This is a genomic window from Bordetella sp. 02P26C-1 (assembly GCF_009763255.1).
In the GTDB taxonomy this organism is placed as follows: domain Bacteria; phylum Pseudomonadota; class Gammaproteobacteria; order Burkholderiales; family Burkholderiaceae_B; genus Bordetella_A.
The window spans coordinates 248,035-270,427 of the sequence record NZ_WSJB01000012.1 but is presented as its reverse complement, the minus strand read 5'-3'; the positions used below and the strand labels follow the sequence as shown (position 1 = coordinate 270,427).

The window sequence follows — 22,393 nt, the reverse complement described above, 5'->3', positions numbered from 1 at the left end:
GACATGAATTTCACTTCCGCTCCGACCAATGCCGTCGTGCCCGAAGAACCTCAAGCGCTTGCCGAGGCCGTTGGCGAGGCGATGTTTGCGGTGGATGCAGCGAGCCAGGGCTTGGGCATGCGTGTGGTGGAAATGGCACCGGGTTATGCGCGTCTGACCATGCGCGTGCGGCCAGAAATGTTAAATGGGCATCAAACCTGTCACGGAGGTTTTATGTTTTCGCTGGCGGACAGCGCATTCGCGTTCGCCTGTAATTCACGCAACGTGAGTACCGTGGCGTCGGGCTGCACCATCGATTTCGTGGCACCGGCATTCCCGGGCGATGAGCTGACAGCGGTCGCGCAAGAGCGCTCCTTGTCCGGGCGTACGGGCGTTTACGACGTCACGGTCACGAATCAAGATGGCAAAACACTCGCGTTTTTTCGCGGGCGTTCGTATCGCATCAAAGGTCAGATAGTCGGCACACCGACAGTTTAGGAGACAAGTATCATGTCCATCGCCGTGAGCAAGCCCGGTCTGGATCCCATAGAACACGCCAGCCGCGATGAGATCGAATCCCTCCAGCTGCAGCGGCTGCGCTGGACGCTGGCGCATGCCTATGAGAATGTGCCGCACTATAGAAAGGCGTTCGATGCGGCAGGGGTGCACCCGAGTGATCTGAAGCAGTTAGCGGACATCAAAAAATTTCCCTTCACCACGAAGAAAGATCTGCGTGATAACTACCCCTATGGGATGTTCGCGGTGCCGCGCGAGAAGGTGTCGCGGATTCATGCCTCCAGCGGCACGACAGGCAAACCCACTGTGGTGGGATACACCGCAAAGGACCTCGACAACTGGGCAGGCCTGGTGGCGCGTTCGATACGCGCGGCTGGCGGCAAGCCTGGTGACATCGTTCACGTGGCGTATGGCTATGGCCTCTTCACCGGGGGGCTGGGTGCGCATTACGGAGCGGAGAAATTGGGTTGTACCGTTATCCCGATGTCGGGCGGGCAAACGGAAAAGCAAGTCCAGCTGATCCAGGATTTCCGCCCCGATATCATCATGGTCACGCCTTCGTATTTCTGCAATATCCTCGAAGAGCAGCGCCGCCAGGGTCTAGACCCCCGCGAAAGCTCGTTGCGTATCGGGATCTTTGGCGCGGAGCCATGGACCGGCCAGATGCGTCAGGACATCGAGGCTGCGGCTGCGATCGATGCGGTGGATATCTATGGTCTGTCTGAGGTAATGGGGCCTGGAGTGGCCAGCGAGTGCGTCGAGAGCAAGGACGGCCCGGTGATCTGGGAGGATCATTTCTATGCCGAGATCATCAATCCCGATACGGGCGAACCCGTGGCCGACGGAGAAACAGGAGAGCTCGTGTTTACGTCGTTGACCAAGGAAGCGATGCCCATCATTCGCTACCGTACCCGCGATTTGACGCGTCTTCTGCCGCCCACCTCGCGCAGCATGCGGCGTATTGGCAAGATCACCGGTCGCAGTGATGACATGCTGATCGTGCGTGGTGTGAATCTGTTCCCAACACAGGTTGAAGAGCAGGTCCTCAAGATTGCACAGCTTGCACCGCATTATCAACTGGTGCTGACTCGTAGTGGTCATCTGGACGAGTTGGAGATTTTGACCGAGGTACGCGACGAATATGCTCACCTGACTGATGCTGAGCGTGAATCGCTAGGCAAACAGTTGCAGCACGCGGTGAAGTCTTATATCGGCGTAAGTGCGCGGGTGCGGGTGTCTGAGGTCGGGGCGGTCGAACGCACACTGACTGGCAAGGCTCGCCGGGTGATAGATAAGCGTGCGCGTAATACCTGATTGAATACCGGGACGCACACAAGCCGAGGATTTCGAGTCGGCTTGTGTGCGTTCAACCATCGATTGTCATGGAATGGGAAAGCCTTAAAGCAACCCTTGCATTTCCTTGGCGACCGCTACCGCCGTCTCTTTGGGTAACTGTACGCCATTCTTCACAGCGATGATTTCCGCCATCAGGCTCACAGCGATTTCCGCGGGAGTCTTGCTGCCGATGTACACACCGATCGGACCGCGCAGACGTGCCAGCGTGGCCTCGGTTTCGCCGAAATGCTCAATCATCCTCTGCCGACGCGCCGCGTTATTACGCCGCGATCCGATAGCGCCGATGTAAAACGCCGGGCTGCGCAATGCCTCTAACAACGCGAGATCATCCAGCTTAGGATCGTGCGTGAGGGCAATGATGCAGCTGCGGACGTCGGGACGGAATGCGTTGACTGCATCGTCGGGCATTTCGCTGGTCATGTGCACCTGGGGACCGGACCAGGTGGCCATATATTCGCGTCTAGGATCGCACACCGTTATGGCGAATCCGTTGAACGCTGCGATGGTCGCGACATATTCCGTCAGAGATCCGGCACCGATGAGCAACATGCGGTAGCCCGGACCCAGCGTGTTCTGCATGAAATCATCAGTGATCACGAGTTCATGCGTGGTATCGGTAGACTCCAGCGTCACACGCCCCTCAGCCAGGCTGACCGTACGGCGCAGCAACTCGCCTGCATGCAGCCGCGTTACCACGGCGTCCAGCGATTCCAGCGACAAACGGCATTCAAGCAGCAATTCCAGCGTCCCGCCGCAGGGCAGACCGAACCGGTGCGCCTCATCAGCGGTGACGCCGTAGGTGACGCGTCGTGTGGCCTCGTCGGGCAGCCCCGAGCCCCCGAATGCCGTTGTGTAGGTTTGGATGAGGTCGTCCTCGATACAGCCGCCCGAGACGCTGCCGACAGCGCGGCCGTCCTCATTAAGCGCCATCATCGCGCCCACCGGCCGGGGCGAAGAACCCCATGTCCGTATGACCGTGGCAAGCAAGACACGGTTGCCCGCGCGCAGCCAGTCGCGCGCGGTACGCAGCACCATTACATCGATGTTGTCCATGTCGAAAATATATCCGTACTGAGGCGATTCGAGGGTGACGCCAAGCGGGTCTGAAGCACTTTATCATGTTGCACGACCCGCGCACCGCGCGGACGGCGCGATGCCTGGAGCTAACCGTCGCCAAGCGCACGCAGACGAACAGTGGGCAGATCGGCAACCCCGTTACGCCTGTTCCTCCATCCCCAGCATCTGCGCCAGACTCAGCTCATCCTTATCGGTATCAAGCTTGATATGGCTCTCCAAGTCACGCAGATGATGGTCCATCTCGGCGATGGCAAGGTCGACTTTTCCTTGTTCCAGGTAATCGACAACACGCGCGTGTTCGTCATGCTCGCAGGTGGCGTTGCCCGGTGGCTGAAAGATCGCGACAACCAGCGAACAGCGCGAGATGAGTTCCATAAGATAACGCGATAGCAGGGGATTGCGAGACAGCTCGCCCAACTTCAGATGAAATCCGCTCGCCAACCGTGCCCATTCGGTCTGGGGCGCATGATGCATGGCGCGCTGTTCGTCGCGCAGCTGGCGGCGTAGCATCGCATAGTCCGCACGCGTGGCCCATTGCGCGACCAGTGGCAGAACGGCCGCTTCCAGTGCTCGCCGCGCCTCGAATAGTTTGCCGACTTCGTCAGGGGTCGGCATGGCGACAATGGCGCCACGGTTGGGACGCAGCTCCACCACGTGGTCATGTGCGAGCCGCTGTAACGCTTTCTGCACAATGCTGCGGCCCACTCCGAAGAGTTCGCATAGCGCTGCTTCCGGCAGTTTGGTGCCGGGCCGCAGTCGTTGGCTCATGACGCCGCTGACCACGGATTGATAAATCCGTGTCTCCGCAGCCTCGTGGGATTCCTCGGCACGGGTTTGCAAGGCAGGGCGGCTGCGCCGGGTCTCGCGCGGGGCGTCAGCCATGGCCGCACCCTAATGCGTTCAGTTTTTTACCCACGGCAACGGCGAGTCGTATCAGCGCGAGGTCGCTGCCGGCCGGCCCCAACAGTGACACGCCTGCCGGCAAACCGTTCTGTGCAATAAACGGAATGTTGACCTGGGGCAAGCCCGCCAAGCCCGCGACGGAGGTGATCCGGAAGGTACTGGCGCGAATCGCATCGACGGTCGCCGCATCGGCGCCGCGTTCGATCGCGGGGCTGGAGGCCGACGGGAGGATCGCGATGCGATTCACACCCAGCACATTGCGCACCTGCGCCTTCAGCTTGGTTTCTAACGATCGGGCTTGTTCAACGGCCTCGACGCTGATGTTGGCGGCGGCTTGCCAGCGTCCCTGGATCGCCTCTGCGAACGTCGGGCGGGCGGATGTGATCCAGTCCTTGTGCGTTTGCCAGGCGTCGTAGGCCGAAACCGTGATATAGGTTTGTCGCCAAATCTCGAGTTCCGTGTCCGAGCTGGGCGCATAGCTGACCGGCAATGAAAACTGCGTGCTTAATGTGTCAATGACGCGATCGATCAACGGCGCGAATAAGGGTTCGGCCTGCGCGCATGCGTCTGTCAGCACCACGGCATCGCGCCAGACGGGTTCGTTCGAATCGTTCAGCAGAGTTTGACCGACGCGTTCGAAGACGTCCGCATCGGCGGCTAACCACGTCATCGTGTCGAATAAGGGCGATAAGGGCACCACACCTTCGGTACTAAGCAAGCCATGCGTGGTGCGTAGGCTCCACAGGCCACAATAACTGCCGGGCACGCGCGTGGAGCCCCCGGTGTCCGTACCCAACGCGAAATCCACCAATCCGGCAGCAGCCGCCGCAGCCGAACCACTGGAAGATCCGCCCGTTACGCGATCCGGCGCCCGCGTATTGAGCGGTGCGCCATAGTGCATATTGTCGCCATGAATGCTGTAGGCGAGTTCGTCCGTAATTGTTTTGCCATGCAGCGTCGCACCCGCGCCAAGTAGCTGTGCGACTAAAGCACTATGCGCGCTGGCCGGTGCGTGGGTATCAAGCCAGGTCGGGTTTCCCGCGCCGGTGCGATGGCCAGCGACGTCGAATAAGTCTTTAGCGGCGAAGGTCAGCCCACTTAATGGGCCTTCGGAAACCGGGGCAACAGTGAAGCGGCCATGCGGCACCCAGGCGCCCACGGTGTCTTCAAAAGGCAGAGCGTTAGTTGTTGACGAGTTCATACGGCAGTCGCTTGATTCAATTGAGTGACATGATCGCAGATGGCGCCTGGCGTAGTGAACCAGATTTCATCACGATCACGATAGGCGGCAATATGGCTGAGCGCGCGGCGCAGATATCGCAGACGGTAAGGTTGGCCAACGAGATACGGATGCAGCGCGATGCCCATGACCAGAGGCTGTTGGCGCGACTGTTCAAGCATCTCGTCGAAGTTGTCGATGATCAATTGCGCGAAGTCTTTGCCATCCATTTGTCGCGCGACGATCATAGGAATGTCGTTGACCTCCTGGGGATAGGGAATCGACCAAAGCTGCCCGCCCCGGCGCGTGCACAACTGTGTGGGCTGATCATCATGGCACCAGTTCAAGGTGTAGCGATAGCCCGATTCCGCCAACAGATCCGGCGTCAAATGCGATTCCGCGATCCAGGGCGAAAGCCAGCCCGTGGGCCGCACGCCGACGCCGCGCTCGAACCGATGGGCGCAACCCTGCAACAACGCGCGTTCGGCGGCTTCGCTATAGGCGCCTTGGTGTTCGGCGTTGGTATGTCCATGCGCGATGATCTCGTCGCCGCGTGCCACGCAGGCTTCGATGAGTTCGGGGCAGTGGTCCAGGATGGCGGTGTTGGCGATCACGCCGGTCGGCAAACCGAGATTGTCAAACAAATCCAGGCAGCGCCACGCGCCCACCCGGTTGCCATACTCGCGCCAGCTATAGTTCAGCACATCCGGTTCGCCAAAGCTCGCGCCGAGCTTTGCTCCCATGCCGGATCCAAACGCAAAGTGCTCGATATTAAAGCCGATATACACGGCCAGGCCATTGCCCTTGGGCCAACGGTAATGCGGGCGTCGATGAATCGCGCTATAGCCAAACCTGGTATGGCATTGCAGTGGCGCAAAGAGCGCGTCGGCGTCATGCTGCAGATCGACGTGCTCGCTCATAGTGTTGCTAATCCTGCTTTAACCAACAGCCACTCCGCGGAATCGTTCCACACGTCCATTTCCGTGATGAGACCATCACGCACGACGTAGCGATCGACATACCGGTTCCCTTCGAAAGGCGTGCCGTCCAGCCATTCACCATACAGGGTGCCACGGTTGTAGACGACCGCGTACGCCGGCGTTGCACCCATCACCACATCGGTGGACTCGAAGCGCTTTTTCACCCACGCATAGCGTGACTTGTTGAATGCGGTGCACTCCGACGGGTCACGCATCGCGCGCCCGCCGGTGAACCGGATGCGCAGTTCGGGACTGACGTAGCGGCGCGCGCCCTCTGGGTCGGGCTTCATCAGCGTCGTCAAATAAGCGTCGACCAGGGCTCCCGGATCGGCGGGAAGGGCTTGCATGTCCTGTTGTGGTGCGTTTTGCATCATATGTCCCAGTGAGTGCGCCATGTTGGTGCATGAGTTAAGGCATTGTGGTCGTCGTACCGTGCCGCAATCCGTGCGTCCCCACGCACTTGGCTGCGAGGAAAGCACCAGATTGTCGGCAATCTTCACGGCTGAATTGACGACAAATCACTATGGAAGATCAAGCAAAGTGCATGCCAACGTCACAGCATTTTTAAAAAATTGGCATGGGTTTTGCTTGAGTGACCGTGCAGGCCCACCACATCACGGCCTTCTATCTCGATTACTTTTGGGAGTACCCCATGTCTCGTATTTCTCGCCGCTCCTTTGTTTGCACTGCTATTGCGTTGTTCTGCGCGGGCCTGGGGGCTGGCGCTCAAGCTGCCGAGCCGATCAAGATTGGTTTGATCACGGCGTTGTCCGGTCAGTCGGCGTTGGCCGGCGAAGCGATCACGCGTGGATTGACGGTTGCCATCGACGAGATCAATGCCGCGGGCGGTTTGCTGGATGGCCGCAAGCTGGAACTCGTGCGTCGCGATGACGAAGCGAACCCGGCCAAGGGCGTCGTGGCGGCACGTGAACTGATCTATAAGGAAAAGGTCGCCGCGATCTTTGGTGGACTGGATACCCCTGTTTCGATGGCCATCGTCCCGTTGGTCAATCAAGCCAAGGTGCCTTATATCGGTCCCTGGGCAGCGGGTACTGGCATCACGAAGAACGGCGCGAACCCGAATTACGTGTTCCGCGTCTCGGCCGTCGATGAGATCGTTGACGCAGGCATGGTGGACTACGCCCAAAAAACCTTCGGCACTTCGAAGTTTGGCCTCATCATGGTGAATAACCCGTGGGGTGAATCGAACGAGAAAGGCGTGGTGGCGGCGCTCGCAGCCAAAGGCATGAAGCCCGTGGGCAGCGAAAAATTCGAAGGCAACGATGTGGACGTGGTGCCGCAGTTGACGCGCCTGAAGGCGGCCGGCGCTGACACCTTGTTCCTCGTGGGCAACGTCGGCCCCTCGGCGCAGGTGGTGAAGTCGCTGGATCGCATGGGCTGGAAGGTGCCGGTGGTGTCGCACTGGGGCCCTGCCGGTGGTCGCTTTACCGAACTGGCCGGGCCCAACGCCAAGAACGTGCACTTCGTGCAAACGTATAGCTTCTTTGGCCCGCAATCGCCCGTGGGTGAAAAAGTCGTGGCTGCGCTCAAAGCCAAGTATTCCAATATCAAAGGCCCCGAGGACATCACGCCGGCCGTGGGCGTAGCCAATGCATATGACGCGATGATGCTTACCGCACTGGCGATTCAAAATGCAGGCTCGACCAAGGGCGAGGCCATCCGTGAAGGCTTCTACAAGATTGCCAACTACGACGGCCTGATCAAGCAGTACAAGCAGCCGTTCACCCCCGAGCAGCATGACGCCCTGACCTCGGACGACTACGTGTGGGCGCAATTCATCGACAACCGGATTCTGCCGGTTGGTCTATCGCAGTAAATCGGGCAGTCAAGCGGAGTATGTGATGCAGTCTATAGCGGCGCTCATTACGGGCCTGGGCCTGGGCAGTATGTATGGTTTGATGGCCCTGGGATTCCATGTGACCCATTCCGTGTCGGGCACGGTGAACTTTGCGCAGGGCAGTTCGATGATGCTTGGCGCGGTGCTGTGCTTTACCTTTGCGCAGACGCTGGGATGGGGTATGGGTCCCGCCATTGTGTTGGCGCTGCTGTGCTGCGCGCTGTATGGTCTGCTCGTGGAGTTTCTCGCGGTGCGCCCGTTCGCATCGCGAGGGTCCAATGCCTGGCTGATGTCTACCGTGGCGTTAGGCATCGTGTTGGACAACATCGTGATGCACACCTTCGGTAAGGAGCCGCGCAGTCTGCCATCGCCGCTGGCGGTGTCGCCGATCGATATCGGCGGGCAGGGTCTGGGCGTGTACCCGTTGCAGCTGGTGATTCCCCTGATTGGTTTTGCGTTGGCGGGCGCACTGCATGTGGTCGCGCGCCGCACGCGATGGGGTACCGCCTTGCTCGCCGTGGTGCAGAACCGCGATGCGGCCCGCTTGATGGGTATCCCCATCAAACGCGCGGTCGCGGCCGCGTTCGCGGTGTCGACGGTTTTCGCCGGTGTGGCCGGCATTCTGATCGCGCCGCTCTTTAACGTTAATGCCGATATGGGCACGTTGTTTGGTCTGAAGGCCTTCGCGGTGGCCATTTTGGGCGGTATCTCCAGCGCCTGGGGCGTGATGATCGCGGGACTGATCTTCGGCATTGCCGAGGCGCTGATCACTGTCACGTGGGGCTCGGGTTACACGCAAATCATCACGTTTGCCTTGGTTATTGTTGTGTTGGCAGTGCGCCCCAACGGTCTCTTCGGTCGGTCAGAGGTCAAGAAAGTATGAAGCACTCATCATTAGTCGCGGGCGCTGCGGCGGTTGCGCTGGTCCTGGCATTGGCGTTCACGCTCAATAGCTATTATGTATTCGTCCTGGCCAGTATCGTATTGATTGCGATCGTGGGTATAGGCTTGAACGTCCTCGTTGGACTGACTGGCCAGGTCTCTTTTGGTCACGTTGGGTTTTACGCGATAGGGGCATACACCGTTGCGATATTGACGACCAAGGCGGGTTGGAATTTTTGGTCCGCCTGGGCAGCGGGGACCTTCTTTGCCGCCGTGCTGGGCACGCTGTTGGCGTTGCCTGCGTTACGCGTCAAAGGCCCCTATCTGGCCATGATCACGATCGCGTTCAGCTTTATCGTGCAGCACGCCATTGTGGAAATGTCCGGCCTGACAGGCGGGCAAAACGGCATCATGGGCATCATGCCGCCGCAATGGATTGATAGCTGGAGTCCAGAACAAACGATGACCGTGCTGGCCCTGGTCTCTGCGGTGGTGCTGATGCTGGCCTACGTGCGCCTTGCGCGCGGGACCTGGGGCGCGGCGATGCGCGCGGTCAACGATAGTGAGACCGCTGCGCAGTCCATCGGCTTGAATCCTCTGGTCGTGAAGGTCGTCGCGTTTACGGTCTCGGCGGCCGCGGCCGGCCTGGCTGGCGGCTTGTTCGCACCCTTGTCTGGCTTCGTGACGGCCGAGACATTCAGCTTCATGCAGTCCATCCTGTTCGTGCTGGTCGTGATTCTTGGCGGTGCTGGTACTGTGCTGGGTCCCATCGTGGGCGCCTTGGTGGTGGGCTTGTTGCCCGAGTTGCTGGCGTCGCTCGAAAGCTATCGTCTCTTGTTTTTCGGCGCATTACTGCTGGTCGTATTGTGGGTAGCCCCCGATGGGGTGGTCGGGTTGTGGCGTCAGATCTTTCGCAAGCACAAATCGGATCAGGCACCGGCTGCGATGCCCGCAACGGAGAACGTGGCCCTGTCCAAACGTGAACGCGCGACGCTCGCGGCCGAAGGCCTGGGCATCACCTTTGGCGGTGTGCGTGCGGTGAGCGATCTGTCCATGCATGTGCCGCCGTCGAGCGTCACCAGCTTGATCGGTCCGAACGGCGCGGGCAAAACCACAGCGCTCAACATGCTGAGCGGGTTCTATCGTCCCTCTATGGGTGCGGTTCGCTTGGGCGACAAAACATTGTCGGGTTCTCCTGCGTTCCGTATCTCTCGCGCGGGTGTCGCTCGTACCTATCAAACCTCGCAGTTGTTCGGCACGCTCAGCGTCGAAGACAACATTGCACTCGCGATGTGCCGCGGCCGTCTGGGTGGACTCTTCTCGTCCGCGCGCTATCACGCCCCATCGGTGCGCCAGCATGCCCGTGCGCTGCTCGCCTTTTGTGGATATGAAGGCTCACCGTATATCGCTGCGGCAGGTCTGGCGCATGTAGACCGCCGCTTGGTGGAAATCGCGCGCGCGTTGGCAACAGACCCCGATGTACTGTTGCTGGATGAACCCGCCGCGGGCTTGTCGCGCGAGGATAAAGATCGCCTTGCCGCACTGCTGCGTCGTATCGCAAGCATGGGAGTGGGCGTGGCGCTGGTCGAACATGACATGGCGCTGGTCATGGCGATTTCCGATCAGCTGGTGGTATTGGATGCCGGTAAGCGTCTGGCGGTGGGCACGCCGGCCGAGGTGCAGAATGATCCCGCGGTGAAACAAGCTTATTTAGGCGAATCGCTGGACGCTCCCGTGCGCGATGCCAAAGCGCCACGCGAGCCGGGCAAGGAACTGTTGGGCGTGGACAGTCTGGTGGCTGGCTATGGCGCTGAACCGGTGCTTCACGGCATCAGCCTGCATGTGCGGGCGGGCGAAATGGTGGCGTTGCTGGGCGCCAACGGCGCGGGTAAATCCACGTTAATGCGCACCCTCTCCGGGCTGCATCGCAGTCAGTCGGGCGCGATGCATATAGACGGCCATCAATTGGAAGGGCGGGGCGCGGAGGAGGTGGTGGGTCTCGGTCTCGTACTGGTGCCCGAAGGCCGTCAGGTATTTCCCGAACTGTCGGTTCTGGACAATATCCGGCTGGGGGCATTCCTGGACCCGACTGATCGAGAAGCGCGTGTGGAAAGCATGTTGCAACGTTTCCCGCGTCTGCGTGAACGTCTGCATCAGCGTGCCGGCTTGCTCTCTGGTGGGGAACAACAGATGCTGGCGGTGGCACGCGGTCTGATGAGTCGGCCACGCGTGCTGTTGCTGGACGAGCCTTCGCTGGGTCTTGCGCCCAAAGTGATCGCGGAATTGTTCGCGGCCTTGGATCGCTTGCGCGACGAGAACATGACCATCTTGTTGGTGGATCAGATGGCGGGTCTGGCCCTGGCCTTGGCGGATCGCGCTTATGTGCTCGAGGGCGGACACGTGGTCGCTGAAGGCACTGCCGCGCAGATCGCCGCCAACGATGATCTTGCACAAGCCTATCTTGGTGGGCATGCCTGACAGGTGGGCGCGTATCGGACGCGCGCTACGATCCGACGACGGCCGACTTTTGCCGCCGTCGGGTCGTTCCCCGGAGTGCGCAGCGTTCTATGATCACGGGATCATCTGACACATAAAGAGGTCGAATGTGGACGCCCGCGACATCATCAACACCTTGGGCATGCAGCGCCACCCCGAAGGGGGCTGGTTTGTTGAGACGTTTCGAGACACGCAGGGTAATGGGCGCGCGCATTCGACCGCCATCTATTACCTGCTGGAAGCCGGAGACGCCTCACATTGGCACCGTGTGCACGACGCCGCCGAGGTCTGGCATTTCTACGCGGGCGATCCGCTGCTGCTTAGCGTCTCCGATGGCACCACATCCGAAGACATTACGCTCGGTATTGACCTCGCACGTGGTCAACGTCCGCAGGCCGTGGTGCCGGCCAATTACTGGCAGGCTGCACGTCCGTTGGGACGTTTTACCCTGGTGGGCTGCACCGTCGCGCCGGGGTTCGAATTTTCCAGCTTCGAGATGGCCGAACCTGGATGGCAGCCGGCACGCGGCTAGGTAAGCCTCGCAAGCGTCACAGGCTGGCGGCTATGGACGCCTGCGCGGTTGTCGATTGCGCGTGCTCCTGAAGCAACTGCAGAAAGACATCACGCGCCGCCGAACTCGTATCAGTGCGCCAGATCAAATAGGTTTTCAGTACCGCGAACTCAGCTCCCATGGGCCAGGCTTTGACGGTGTGATGTCCTGGCATGCTCTCGAGCATGGAACGCGGGATGATGGCCACACCACCCCCTGCGCTGATACAGGCCAGCATGCTGTGATAGGACTCCATTTCGCGCACCTTGCCCGGCACCGCGCCGTCGCTGGCGAGCCATTTGATCAGATGATGGCGATAAGAACAGTTTTCGCGGAATCCATAAATGACCGCGCCCGCTACATCCTGCCCTCGTGTGACGGGGCCGTGCTGTGACGAAGTAATGATCAGCATTTCTTCGTCGAATACGGGCACGCCCGTCAACGAAGGATGATTGATAGGGCCATCGACCAACGCGGCGGCGAGTTGCCCGTCCAAGACGCCCTGAATCATGGACCCTGACGGCCCTGTCGTTAAATCCAGCTCGACCTGTGGGTAGCGCTGGTTAAAGGCCGCCAACAGCCAAGGGATACGCACGGCCGCCGTGCTTTCCAGTGACCCGAGGGAAAAACGGCCGGCCGGAACGTCTCCGGATAACGCGCGGCGCGCTTCCTCGACCAGTCCGAGGATGCGATTGGTGTAGCCCAGAAACATATGTCCCGCCGGCGATAAGCGCAAACGGTTGTTCTCGCGGATGAAGAGGGACACGCCTAACTCCGCCTCCAGTTGTTTGACGCGGGTCGTCAAATTGGACGGCACGCGATGCAAGGCCTGGGCAGCCAACGCCACCGTCTTTTGCTGCGCGACGGCGCGAAACATTTCCAGCTGGGCGAAATCCATAATGCTCTCGGATTGTGAATGAGTTGCTGAATATTATTCACTTTTCGGTAGTTTCTCGCCAGGGTATGTTCACGCTTTACCCATCTCGTTCGAGGATAGGAGATCAGATCCATGAACAAACCCACCGCTGCCATCTCGGTCAACCCCGCCACCGGCGAACAGTTGGCGACTTACCCTTTCGAAACCGCCGCGCAGTTGGAACAAGCCCTCGCGCGTGCTGCCACGGGATTCGCCACATGGAAGCGCACGCCGCTCGCGCAACGTGCCGCGGCCATTACACGGTTGGCTAAAGCCCTGCGCGACGATATCGATCGCCTGGCCGGCATGATCACCGCCGAGATGGGTAAACCCATCACGCAGGCGCGCGGCGAGATCGAGAAATGCGCGGGTATGTGCGATTGGTATGTGGCCAACGGCCCGGCCATGCTGGAAAACGAACCCACGGCGGTGGATAACCAGAAAGCGTGGGTGGAATACCACCCGCTGGGTCCTATCCTGGCCGTGATGCCGTGGAATTTTCCCATCTGGCAAGTCTTGCGCGGCGCGGTGCCGGCGCTGCTTGCCGGCAATACTTATGTGCTCAAGCATGCACCGAGTGTGATGGGCTGCGCCTACCTGTTGCGCGAAGCCTTTGAGCGCGCGGACTTGCCGGCCGGCGTGTTCGAAATCATCAACGTAGACAACGATCTGGTCTCCGCGGCCATCGTCGATGATCGCATCGCCGCCGTGACGTTGACCGGCAGCGTGCGAGCAGGCGCGGCAATTGGCGCGCAGGCCGGCGCGGCATTGAAAAAATGCGTGCTTGAATTGGGCGGCTCGGATCCCTTTATCGTGATGGCGGACGCCGATCTGGACGAGGCGGTGCAGGCAGCGGTGATTGGTCGCTTCCAAAACTCGGGCCAAGTCTGCGCGGCAGCCAAGCGCTTTATCGTCGAGGACGCGATCTACGATGCGTTCACCGAGCGTTTTGTCGCCAAGACCCGCGAACTCATCATGGGAGATCCGACAGATCCGAAGACCTACATCGGCCCCATGGCGCGGTTCGATCTGCGTGACGAGCTCGATAAGCAAGTGCGCCGCACGATCGAAGAGGGCGCAACCTTGCTGATGGGCGGCGAAAAAGCCCCGGGCGCGGGCAACTACTACAAGCCCACGGTATTCGCCAATGTGACCTCGGACATGACGTCTTTTCGCGAAGAAATGTTCGGCCCGGTAGCGTCCATTATCCGCGCGCGCGATGCCGAGCACGCGGTGGAGCTGGCCAATGACAGCCAGTTCGGCTTAACCGCCACGGTGTACGCGGGCGATCCGCAGCGCGCCTTGGAAATCGGTGCTCAGCTGGACGTGGGCGGCGTGTTCGCCAACGGCTATAGCGGCAGCGATGCGCGCGTGCCGTTCGGGGGCGTGAAAAAAAGCGGCTTTGGCCGCGAGCTCTCGCACTTTGGCGTGCGCGAATTCTGCAGCGCGAAGACAGTATGGGTGGGGCGTAAGTAGGCTTGATGGCGGTAGCGTGGCCGACGCGTCACGCTGCCGCATCGTGCTGCAGTATCAGACCGCTTTACCAAGCCGTGCAGGAACCGCGCTACGAGGCGAGTTACTTAGGGCTGCCAATAACTGAAGTCTATTGCTTCATTTTGAAAATAGACATTGTTGTTGGTCATTCCTGATCCAGACATCTTTCTCGTAGTGCGTCCCGTGACTATCAATTCAAATACTTTTTCCCATCTCTGGCCCGCTGGCCATGCGACCGCATTGCCCCTTGACGCGGTCACGCCCCTCGACGATTCCGAAGAATGGGATTACATGGAATCGTTGCGTCGGGCTATCGAAGAAGGTAACAAGGGCACGTTAAACACGCTTTTGCAGCAGCGCCCCGATTTCGATCTCTCCGAACCTCTGAATGAAGGACATCCCGCGCTCTATCAGGCGGCTATGACGGGCAATGTGGAGATTGTCGAGATCCTGCTTCGCCATTGCGACGCCAGTCCCGCGGTGCTCGCCTCTCCCGGCAACGACTTTGACGTGATGAGCCCGCTGGCCATCGCCTATTTGCTCCAGCATCGTGAGGTAGTTGCGTTACTCTGCGAGGCGGGAGCGGAGGTCAACCAACCGGATGACCAGATAGGCGGGACCCTCCTGTGTCTGGCCGCTGCGCGCGACGATGTGGTGATGTTGAACGTTCTGCGCGCAGCCGGCGCTGATCTGGAATTGATGGGTGTTAACGGCAAGACACCCTTGCTTGCCGCGGTGTCAGGAGGCAATGTGCGGGCGGTCAAGGTGTTGCTCGAGATGGGCGCCAAGATCGATGGTCCCTATCCCGAGGGGCGTGCCCTGTTTACCGCGATTGAACGCGCGGACGCCCACATGGTTGAACTCGTGCTGGACCTGGGCACGCCCGTCAATATTCGTAATCCGGAGACGGGGCTGACGCCATTGTTGACCGCCATCCGTGCCCAGAAGACAGACGTGGTGCATCTGCTGCTGCAGAGAGGGGCGGACGTCACGGCCAGGGACTATCGGGGCTATAGCGTCTTGCTGAGTGCGATGGAGGCCAAAGCGCCGGAATTGGTCACCTTGTTCGCCGCGCACCCCGACGTCGACATTGCACGGCGGTCGCATCACGCGCTAAGTAATGCAAGAGCGCCTGAAAGCGCCCCATATTTTCAAAGCGATACGCAATGTTTGGTGAATAATGCCGGCCGCGGCAGGTTTTTCTATTCCGAAACGGCCCTGATGGTTGCGGCCCGGTTGGGTAACTTGCCGGCGATCAAAGCGTTCCTTGACGTAAAGCGCACGCCCGACCCCGACCGCAATCGGAACCTGCTCCACGATCCCATGCGGCTGTTGGACGAGCCAAACGACCAGCGATCGACGGCGCTGATGCTGGCCGTGCAGCACGGGCATGCCGACATCGTGGCGGAGCTCAGCGCGCGCGGCGCGAATGCAAACCTGTGTTCAATCGACGGCAAGTTTCCTTTGCTGGTTGCGATCGAGCGCGGGGACGATGCGATGATCGAAGTACTGCTTGCCAGCGGCGTTGACGTCAATGCGTCATCGCGTCCTGATCGAACGACCGCGCTCATGAGGGCAGTGGAGCGGGGGAGAGTCGATCTTCTTCCCGTGCTATGCAGCAAGGGTGCTCAACTTGATGCCCGGGATGCCGACGCTGGCACGGCGCTGACACGGGCGGTTTACCTCGGAAATCTGGACGCCGTCAAAAAGCTGCTGGAGCTGGGCGCGCAGCCTGGCCCGGGGCCACGCGCTCGTCAGGTACCTCTGATTCTCGCCGCCATGAAGGGCCGCGCTGATATTGTCGCCGCGTTGATCGAGGCGCGCGCGGATGTGAATGCACGAAGCCTGCGCCATACCGCATTGATGGTGGCGGCTGGCTACAACCATCACGAGGTCGTGCGAATCTTGATCGCCGCCGGAGCGGACATCATGGCCACGAACGGCAACTGGACCGCCAAGCAAATTGCGGCCAAGCGAGGCGCTTGGGCGGCTTATCGGTTATTACTGGAGGCCGGAGACCTCACCGGCGCACGAAAGCGGCGGCTCTAAGTGCGGTAATTGCGTTGGCTATTGCGTGCCAAGGGGCGGGTGTGTCACGGTGCTCGTTCAAAGTCTGCCCAGCAAGTCGTGAGAATTCAACAGCTCATACACGATAGCGGGATTGCGATCCAGCCCGCGTCGCACAGCGGCGGGGATGGTTTGCCGTGTCTTGCTGCATAGTCCCGGCATGGGTGCGACTTCGATCTGCAGGCCGCGCACGGTGCGCACTTCGTTCGCACCGGGGTGCACGGTTAACGTGATGCCCAAGAGCGCATGCAGGCGTTCCTGCATGCGCCGCAAATCGTCCAGGCTCGCCAGATTTTCCAGGCGCAACAGCAGCTTCTTTTCTTCCTGGCGCGTCAGGCGCAGTATGCGTATATCCGCGCCCGGCGTCTCCAATAGCCGATCATGATCGCAGATACAGGCCCCGGGCGGGCAGGGTTGGCGGATAGGAAACGGTGCGTTCATATCAGCTGCCACGGTAGCACAGAGCGATCCTCATCCCAAGGCATGCCGCCTATTTGGCATACACCAGATCGCGCAGCCCCAGCGACAGTCCCGGCCAATAGGTGATCACCAGCAGGCAGGCGATTACCACCAGCACAAATGGGATCAGCGGCCTGACCAGGCGCTCAAGCGGGACTTTGCCTACCGCACATGCGGCGAACAGATTCACGCCGAAGGGAGGTGTAATCATCCCGAGCGCCAGGTTCACCACCATGATGACGCCGAAATGCACCGGCTCGATGCCGAACTGCATGGCGACCGGCAGCAATAGCGGGGCCAGCACCACGACAGAAGCGGATGTTTCGATAAACATGCCAATAACAAAAAGCGCCGCATTGACCCCGATCAGGAACGTCGTCTTGTCGTGGAACAGTTGCGCCAGCCACGCGCCCAGCGCGTCCGGCACGCCCGCGCGATTGAGCAAAAAGCTGAACACGCCCGCGTTGGCGATGATGAACATGATCACCGAGGTCGAAATCACCGAACGGTGTAGCGTGTCGGAGATCGTGCGCAGGCTGAGCCGCCCGTAGACGAACTTCCCAACCAGCACGGCGTAGACCACGGCCACCACCGAGGCCTCCGTGGGCGTAAAGATGCCGCCATAGATGCCGCCCAGGATAATCACGGGCATCAACAAGGCCAGCCACGCCCGTTTGAATGCCGGCCACAGGGGCAATCGCCCTTGCCCATCGAGCTTGCCGAGGTTGTTGCGCTTGGCGTAGAGCCAGACATAAAGCATCAACGCGCCGCCAATCAGTATCCCCGGCACCACGCCCGCGATAAACAGTTCGCCCGTTGAAGTGTCAGTAGACACGGCAAACAGAATCATCGGAATCGAAGGCGGAATCACCACGCCTAGCTCCGCCGCGCTGGCCTGTAGCGACGCAGCGAAAGGCGCGGGATACCCATGTCGCACCATCGCGGGAATGAGGATCGCCCCCACGGCGAACGTGGTGGCGACGCTCGAGCCCGCGACGGCCGCAAAGATCATGCAGGTCAGCACGCAGGTGCAAGCCAGCCCGCCCTGGATACCGCCCACCACGCTCTTGGCGAATTCCACCATGCGTTCCGAAATGCCGCCGGCTTCCATCAGGTTGCCGGCCAAAATAAAAAACGGCACCGCCACCAGCGGATATTTATCGAGCGCGGCATACAGTTGCTGCGCAATCACCAGCCAGGGCAGGCCGGCGACATGCACGCCAGTCACACTGGCCAGACCGATGGCGACCGCAACGGGCACGGACAGCCCGAAGAAGATCAGCATCGTGAGAATCATTAATTGCGACATGACAGATAGCTCGGATGCAAAGCGTGCCGGGAAACGGAATCAACCCTGTGCGTCATTACGAACCGGCGCGGGTTCGTCGGCGCCGAGCAGCCAACGCATCAAGACCGCGATAGCGGCCAGCGTCGCGCCCACGGGGATGGCGAGATAGATCCAAGAAATCGGGATATCCAGACTCGGTACGTTCTGAAAGCGCACGCGATAAGTCATTTGCCCGCCAATCCAGGCGATAAAGCCCAGAAAGCCAATACACGTCACCGCGATGACGTGCTGCAGCCACCGTTGCCGTCGATTCTTCAGCAGGTTCTGCAGCAGTTCCACACTGATCATCGCGCCATGGCGAAACGCCAGGGAAATGCCCAGCAATACGGTCCATATCAGCAAGGCGCGCGTGAGCACCTCGCTCCAGTCGGCGGGCGACTGCAGGATAAATCGGGCGATGACTTGATAGAACGCAGCGCCCGCCGAGGCGACCAGCAGCAACTGCGCGATGACGGACACGACCTTAAAGAGGACGCGTTCGGTGATACGGAGCATACGCATGGGATTCCAGATGCGGATGGGGGCGGGATAAGAAACAGGTCAAGCCATGCGAACCACGTCATGCGCCTGGCTTGACCCGCCTGCAACGATTACTTCGTATTCCGGATCGAGTCGATCAGACCCTTATCGTATTTTTTATAGTATTCCGGATATACCTTTTCCACTGCCGCGGCGAAGGCGGGGCCATCGACATCGGTAGTGACCTCCATGCCTTCGGCGCGCAATTGGTCCACGCCGGTTTTCTCGATGTTATCGACAAAATCGCGCATGGCTTGGGCGGATGCCTTGCCGGCTTGCCTGAACTGCGCTTTTTGCTCGTCCGAAAGACTGTCGTAGACATTCGGCGACATCAGCACCAGCGCGGGGCCATACACGTGCCCGGTCAGAGACAGGTGCTTCTGGATTTGCGACAGCTTGGCGGACGTAATCACCGACAGCGGGTTTTCCTGGCCGTCGATCGTGCCTTGCTGCAACGCGGTCGCGACCTCGGGCCATGCCATGGGCGTGGGCAGAATGCCGATCGCGCGGAACGCGGTGATATGGATCGGGTTTTCCGTGGTGCGGATCTTCAGGCCCTTGGCATCGGCCGGCGTTTTCACGGGACGGACGTTATTGGTCAGATGGCGAAAGCCCTGTTCGCCCCAGGCCAGCGCGACGATGCCCCGGTCGGGGAATTTCGCCAGCATGTCCTGGCCGATGTCGCTGTCGAGCACCTTGCGCGCGTGATCCAGATCACGCAGCAGGAACGGAATGTCGAATACGCCGGTCTCGGGTACGAAGTTCAGCGTGGCGCCGGTCGAGACGATGGCCAAGTCGATCGTGCCGATTTGCAGGCCCTCGATCACCTCGCGTTCGCCACCCAACGCGCTATTTGCAAACTGCTGCACTTTGTATTTGCCGCCCGTCGATTGCTCGATGGACTTGGCAAAGGCATCGGCGCCCGCGCCATAGTGCGAGTTGGTGGACAGCGCGTATGCCATCTTCAGCGTGTTCTGCGCGGCGGCGGGCAGCGCGGCGGTGACAGCGCAGGCAGCCATGATGGTTGCGGCGAGCCAAGTCTTGCGCATAGTGTCTTCTCCTTTATTTGAACGAATTCTGATGTCGTCGGTCGCATGTTACGCCCTGCGCGCATGATAGCGGGATTCAGCTGACAAACCACCGATAAACCCGTGATTGGTTACCATTGAAGAATGATGGATTTCCCTGATTCCGACCTTGCTGGCCGTCCTGTGATCGAAAAAAATCGAACCCCTCGCCCTAGTCTGATGGCCACGCTGCGCCAGGGCGCGCGCATGATGTGGCGCGACGCCCGTGCCGGCGAGTTGCGGCTCTTGATATGGGCATTGGTCGTGGCGGTCGCGGCAGTAACCAGCGTGGGATTTTTAGCCGACAGGGTAGGGCAGGCGCTCACACGCGATGCCAGTCAGATGTTGGGGGCGGATCTGCTGCTCGAGGCAGATGCGCCGGTGGCGCAGGATCCGATCGATGCCGCGCGGCAGCGTGGGTTAGAGGTTTCGCGCACCTGGCAGTTTCCTTCCATGGCCAGTGCGGGCGATGCGGCGCAACTCGTCTCGGTCAAGGCGGTCGAGGTGGGATACCCCCTGCGCGGCAGCCTGCGCGTGGCGGCTGATCCCGTTACAGCGGGACAAGTCACCCATGACATCCCGGCCGCAGGCACCGTATGGGTGGACGCGCAGCTGCTGGCCTTGCTGAATATCGGGGTAGGCGACACGCTGGGGCTGGGGGACAGTCGCTTTCAGGTGTCGCGGGTGATCACCTATGAGCCGGATCGTGGCATGCAGTTCGTCAACGTCGCGCCGCGCGTGCTGATGCGCGCCGACGAATTGGAGGCGACCGGTTTAGTCACGCTGGGTAGCCGCGTCGGCCACGCGCTGTTGGTCGCGGGTGATCCGAACGAGATGTCCGCCTACTCCTCCTGGTTGCAGGGCCACCTGCAAAAAGGGCAGAAGATCGCCACTGTGGAATCGGGTCGGCCCGAAGTGCAGCGCACGCTCGACCGCGCACAGCGCTTTTTGGCCCTGGTGGCGTTGCTGGCGGTCTTGATTTCGGCGGTGGCCGTTGCGCTGGCCGCTGGGCGTTTCATGGTGCGTCACCGCGATGGGATCGCGGTGATGCGCTGTCTGGGTGCCGAACAACGGCAAATCACCCTGATGCTCTTCGCTGAATTCGTGCTGGTTGGCTTGTGCGCGTCCGCTGCGGGTGGCCTGCTCGGTTATGCGGTGCACGAGGGCTTGGTATACGCACTCGGCAATTTGATCGACACCGAGTTACCTGCGCCGTCGCTCATGCCGGCGCTGCAAGGGCTGGTCACGGGCATATTGCTGCTGTTGGGATTCGCGCTGCCCTCGTTGGCGCAGTTGCGTCATGTGCCGCCCGCGCGCGTCTTGCGGCGCGAAGCCGATGGCGGGCGCTTGCGGGGAGTGCTGGGTTACGCGTTGGGCGCCGTGGGCTTCGCGCTCTTGATCTGGTGGTTCGCCGGGAATGCGCGGCTCGGCGGCGTGGTGGCGGCTGGCTTTCTTGGTGCGTTTGGCGCTTTCGCTCTGGTGGCGTGGCTATGCGTGCTTGCCCTGGCGCGCCTGCGGGGCTGGGCGGCAGGGATGCCCACGCTGCGGTTTGCGTTGGCCGGTGTGGTGCGTCGCAGGGCGGCCACCATCACGCAGGTCTGCGCGCTGGCCGTCGGACTCATGGCGTTGCTGCTGCTCGCGATGACCCGGACCGACTTGGTCGCGGGCTGGCAGCGTACCTTGCCGCCGGATGCACCCAATCGGTTTCTGATCAATATTCAGCCAGACCAACGTGAGCCCGTGCAGAATTTCCTGGCCACGCATGGGATCGATCATCCGACGTTGTGGCCCATGGTGCGCGGCCGGCTGGTCGCCGTCGATGGCCGCCAGGTCGGCCCGGACGACTACGACGAGCCGCGGGCCAAACGCTTGGTCAATCGCGAATTCAACTTGTCGTACGGCACACAGTTGCCGGCCGCCAACCGCGTGGTCGATGGCCGATGGCTGAACCCCAATGCGCCAGAAGTTTCCCTCGAGGCCGGACTGGCGAAATCGCTGGGCATCGGTGTCGGCAGCGTACTGACGTTCGATGTCGCCGGTCAGCCGATAGACGTCACGGTAGCGGGCACGCGCAGCGTGGACTGGGACTCGATGCAGGTCAATTTTTTCGCGGTGTTGTCACCGGTGGCCTTGCGGGATGCACCTCAGAACTGGATTACGTCCTTTCACCTGCCGGCCGACCGCGCCGATCTCCCCCGCGAACTCCTTAAGCAGTTTCCCAATCTGACCGTGTTCGATGTGGGCTCGATTCTGAGTCAACTGCAATCCGTGCTGGATCAGGTGATCACTGCCGTCCAGCTATTATTCGTCTTTACCCTGGCGGCCGGCGTGCTGGTGCTGTCGGCGGCGCTGACGGCTACGCGCGATGAACGCATCCGCGAGGCCGCCGTGCTGCGTGCCCTGGGCGCCACGCGCAGCCAGCTCGCCCGCGCGCAGCGCCTGGAGGTCTGGGCCGTGGGCGGGCTGGCCGGTTTGCTGGCGGCCGCAGGGGCGAGCGCGATTGCGTGGGCGCTGTCGACCTACGTATTCGATTTCCGTATCACGTTGAGCCTGTGGCCCTGGTTGGCGGGCATCGGCGTGGGCATACTGGCCGCCTGGGGCGGCGCGGCCATGGCGTTGCGCGGGGTGCTGCGCACGCCTCCTTTATTGACGTTGCGACAGGCCGGATGACGGCCGGCATGTTGGAAACAAAATCCGGTGCGAGCGT

General features: G+C 60.9%; 19 protein-coding genes. 9 read left to right on the top strand and 10 right to left on the bottom strand.

Going from position 1 to position 22,393, the window contains the following annotated elements; translation table 11 throughout:
* The first annotated feature begins 3 nt into the window (after window positions 1–3).
* Window positions 4–477, top strand: coding sequence for a hydroxyphenylacetyl-CoA thioesterase PaaI (gene paaI / locus GOQ28_RS08430; protein WP_160350731.1), 474 nt, complete (start codon window positions 4–6; stop codon window positions 475–477).
* Window positions 478–489: 12 nt separating this feature from the next.
* Entirely contained in the window at window positions 490–1,809 is a 1,320-nt protein-coding gene (gene paaK, locus GOQ28_RS08425; RefSeq protein ID WP_160356128.1) for a phenylacetate--CoA ligase PaaK, read from the top strand.
* 84 nt (window positions 1,810–1,893) lie between these two features.
* On the opposite strand, the gene GOQ28_RS08420 is transcribed toward paaK, so the two are convergent.
* The 5 genes from GOQ28_RS08420 to GOQ28_RS08400 all read right to left on the bottom strand — a co-directional run bounded on the left by GOQ28_RS08420 (window position 1,894) and on the right by GOQ28_RS08400 (window position 6,377).
* Window positions 1,894–2,904, bottom strand: coding sequence for an XdhC family protein (locus tag GOQ28_RS08420; RefSeq protein ID WP_160356127.1), 1,011 nt, complete (start codon window positions 2,902–2,904; stop codon window positions 1,894–1,896).
* 162 nt (window positions 2,905–3,066) lie between these two features.
* Window positions 3,067–3,810, bottom strand: a complete 744-nt coding sequence (locus tag GOQ28_RS08415) for a GntR family transcriptional regulator (RefSeq protein ID WP_160356126.1) — start codon at window positions 3,808–3,810, stop codon at window positions 3,067–3,069.
* Window positions 3,803–5,032 (bottom strand): amidase, encoded by a 1,230-nt coding sequence (locus tag GOQ28_RS08410; protein WP_160356125.1) that lies wholly within the window; start codon window positions 5,030–5,032, stop codon window positions 3,803–3,805. Before GOQ28_RS08410 ends, GOQ28_RS08415 begins: the two co-directional genes overlap by 8 nt.
* Complete coding sequence (locus tag GOQ28_RS08405) at window positions 5,029–5,970, bottom strand: polysaccharide deacetylase family protein (RefSeq protein ID WP_160356124.1); 942 nt, start codon at window positions 5,968–5,970, stop codon at window positions 5,029–5,031. The genes GOQ28_RS08410 and GOQ28_RS08405 overlap by 4 nt, the downstream gene beginning before the upstream one ends.
* A complete protein-coding gene (locus GOQ28_RS08400) occupies window positions 5,967–6,377 on the bottom strand; it encodes a nuclear transport factor 2 family protein (protein ID WP_202109423.1) in 411 nt (136 codons plus the stop codon). Before GOQ28_RS08400 ends, GOQ28_RS08405 begins: the two co-directional genes overlap by 4 nt.
* A 305-nt stretch (window positions 6,378–6,682) precedes the next feature.
* Between GOQ28_RS08400 and GOQ28_RS08395 the strand changes: the two genes are divergently transcribed.
* The 4 genes from GOQ28_RS08395 to GOQ28_RS08380 all read left to right on the top strand — a co-directional run bounded on the left by GOQ28_RS08395 (window position 6,683) and on the right by GOQ28_RS08380 (window position 11,798).
* Window positions 6,683–7,867: an ABC transporter substrate-binding protein gene (locus GOQ28_RS08395; protein WP_160356123.1), complete on the top strand. Its 1,185-nt coding sequence runs from the start codon at window positions 6,683–6,685 to the stop codon at window positions 7,865–7,867.
* 25 nt (window positions 7,868–7,892) lie between these two features.
* Window positions 7,893–8,771: a branched-chain amino acid ABC transporter permease gene (locus tag GOQ28_RS08390; RefSeq protein ID WP_160350723.1), complete on the top strand. Its 879-nt coding sequence runs from the start codon at window positions 7,893–7,895 to the stop codon at window positions 8,769–8,771.
* Window positions 8,768–11,248: a branched-chain amino acid ABC transporter ATP-binding protein/permease gene (locus tag GOQ28_RS08385; protein ID WP_160356122.1), complete on the top strand. Its 2,481-nt coding sequence runs from the start codon at window positions 8,768–8,770 to the stop codon at window positions 11,246–11,248. The genes GOQ28_RS08390 and GOQ28_RS08385 overlap by 4 nt, the downstream gene beginning before the upstream one ends.
* A gap of 127 nt (window positions 11,249–11,375) precedes the next feature.
* Complete coding sequence (locus tag GOQ28_RS08380) at window positions 11,376–11,798, top strand: cupin domain-containing protein (protein WP_160356121.1); 423 nt, start codon at window positions 11,376–11,378, stop codon at window positions 11,796–11,798.
* A gap of 16 nt (window positions 11,799–11,814) precedes the next feature.
* Here GOQ28_RS08380 and ptrR read toward each other — a convergent pair whose 3' ends face one another.
* Window positions 11,815–12,714: a putrescine utilization regulator PtrR gene (gene ptrR, locus GOQ28_RS08375; protein WP_160350720.1), complete on the bottom strand. Its 900-nt coding sequence runs from the start codon at window positions 12,712–12,714 to the stop codon at window positions 11,815–11,817.
* Window positions 12,715–12,825: 111 nt separating this feature from the next.
* Here ptrR and GOQ28_RS08370 point away from each other — a divergent pair, with 111 nt between their 5' ends.
* On the top strand, window positions 12,826–14,208 hold the full coding sequence (locus GOQ28_RS08370; RefSeq protein WP_160356120.1) for an aldehyde dehydrogenase family protein: 1,383 nt from the start codon (window positions 12,826–12,828) through the stop codon (window positions 14,206–14,208).
* A gap of 201 nt (window positions 14,209–14,409) precedes the next feature.
* Window positions 14,410–16,275: an ankyrin repeat domain-containing protein gene (locus tag GOQ28_RS08365; protein WP_160356119.1), complete on the top strand. Its 1,866-nt coding sequence runs from the start codon at window positions 14,410–14,412 to the stop codon at window positions 16,273–16,275.
* Between the two features lie 57 nt (window positions 16,276–16,332).
* On the opposite strand, the gene GOQ28_RS08360 is transcribed toward GOQ28_RS08365, so the two are convergent.
* The 4 genes from GOQ28_RS08360 to GOQ28_RS08345 all read right to left on the bottom strand — a co-directional run bounded on the left by GOQ28_RS08360 (window position 16,333) and on the right by GOQ28_RS08345 (window position 19,668).
* Window positions 16,333–16,734, bottom strand: coding sequence for a hypothetical protein (locus GOQ28_RS08360; RefSeq protein WP_160356118.1), 402 nt, complete (start codon window positions 16,732–16,734; stop codon window positions 16,333–16,335).
* Between the two features lie 49 nt (window positions 16,735–16,783).
* A complete protein-coding gene (locus GOQ28_RS08355; RefSeq protein ID WP_160356117.1) occupies window positions 16,784–18,061 on the bottom strand; it encodes a TRAP transporter large permease in 1,278 nt (425 codons plus the stop codon).
* 39 nt (window positions 18,062–18,100) lie between these two features.
* The gene (locus GOQ28_RS08350; protein WP_160356116.1) at window positions 18,101–18,601 is read right to left on the bottom strand and encodes a TRAP transporter small permease; all 501 of its coding nucleotides are present in this window, start codon (window positions 18,599–18,601) and stop codon (window positions 18,101–18,103) included.
* Window positions 18,602–18,690: 89 nt separating this feature from the next.
* Window positions 18,691–19,668, bottom strand: coding sequence for a TRAP transporter substrate-binding protein (locus GOQ28_RS08345; protein ID WP_160356115.1), 978 nt, complete (start codon window positions 19,666–19,668; stop codon window positions 18,691–18,693).
* Window positions 19,669–19,791: 123 nt separating this feature from the next.
* Between GOQ28_RS08345 and GOQ28_RS08340 the strand changes: the two genes are divergently transcribed.
* Window positions 19,792–22,356, top strand: a complete 2,565-nt coding sequence (locus tag GOQ28_RS08340) for an ABC transporter permease (RefSeq protein ID WP_442862088.1) — start codon at window positions 19,792–19,794, stop codon at window positions 22,354–22,356.
* The last annotated feature ends 37 nt before the right edge of the window (window positions 22,357–22,393 follow it).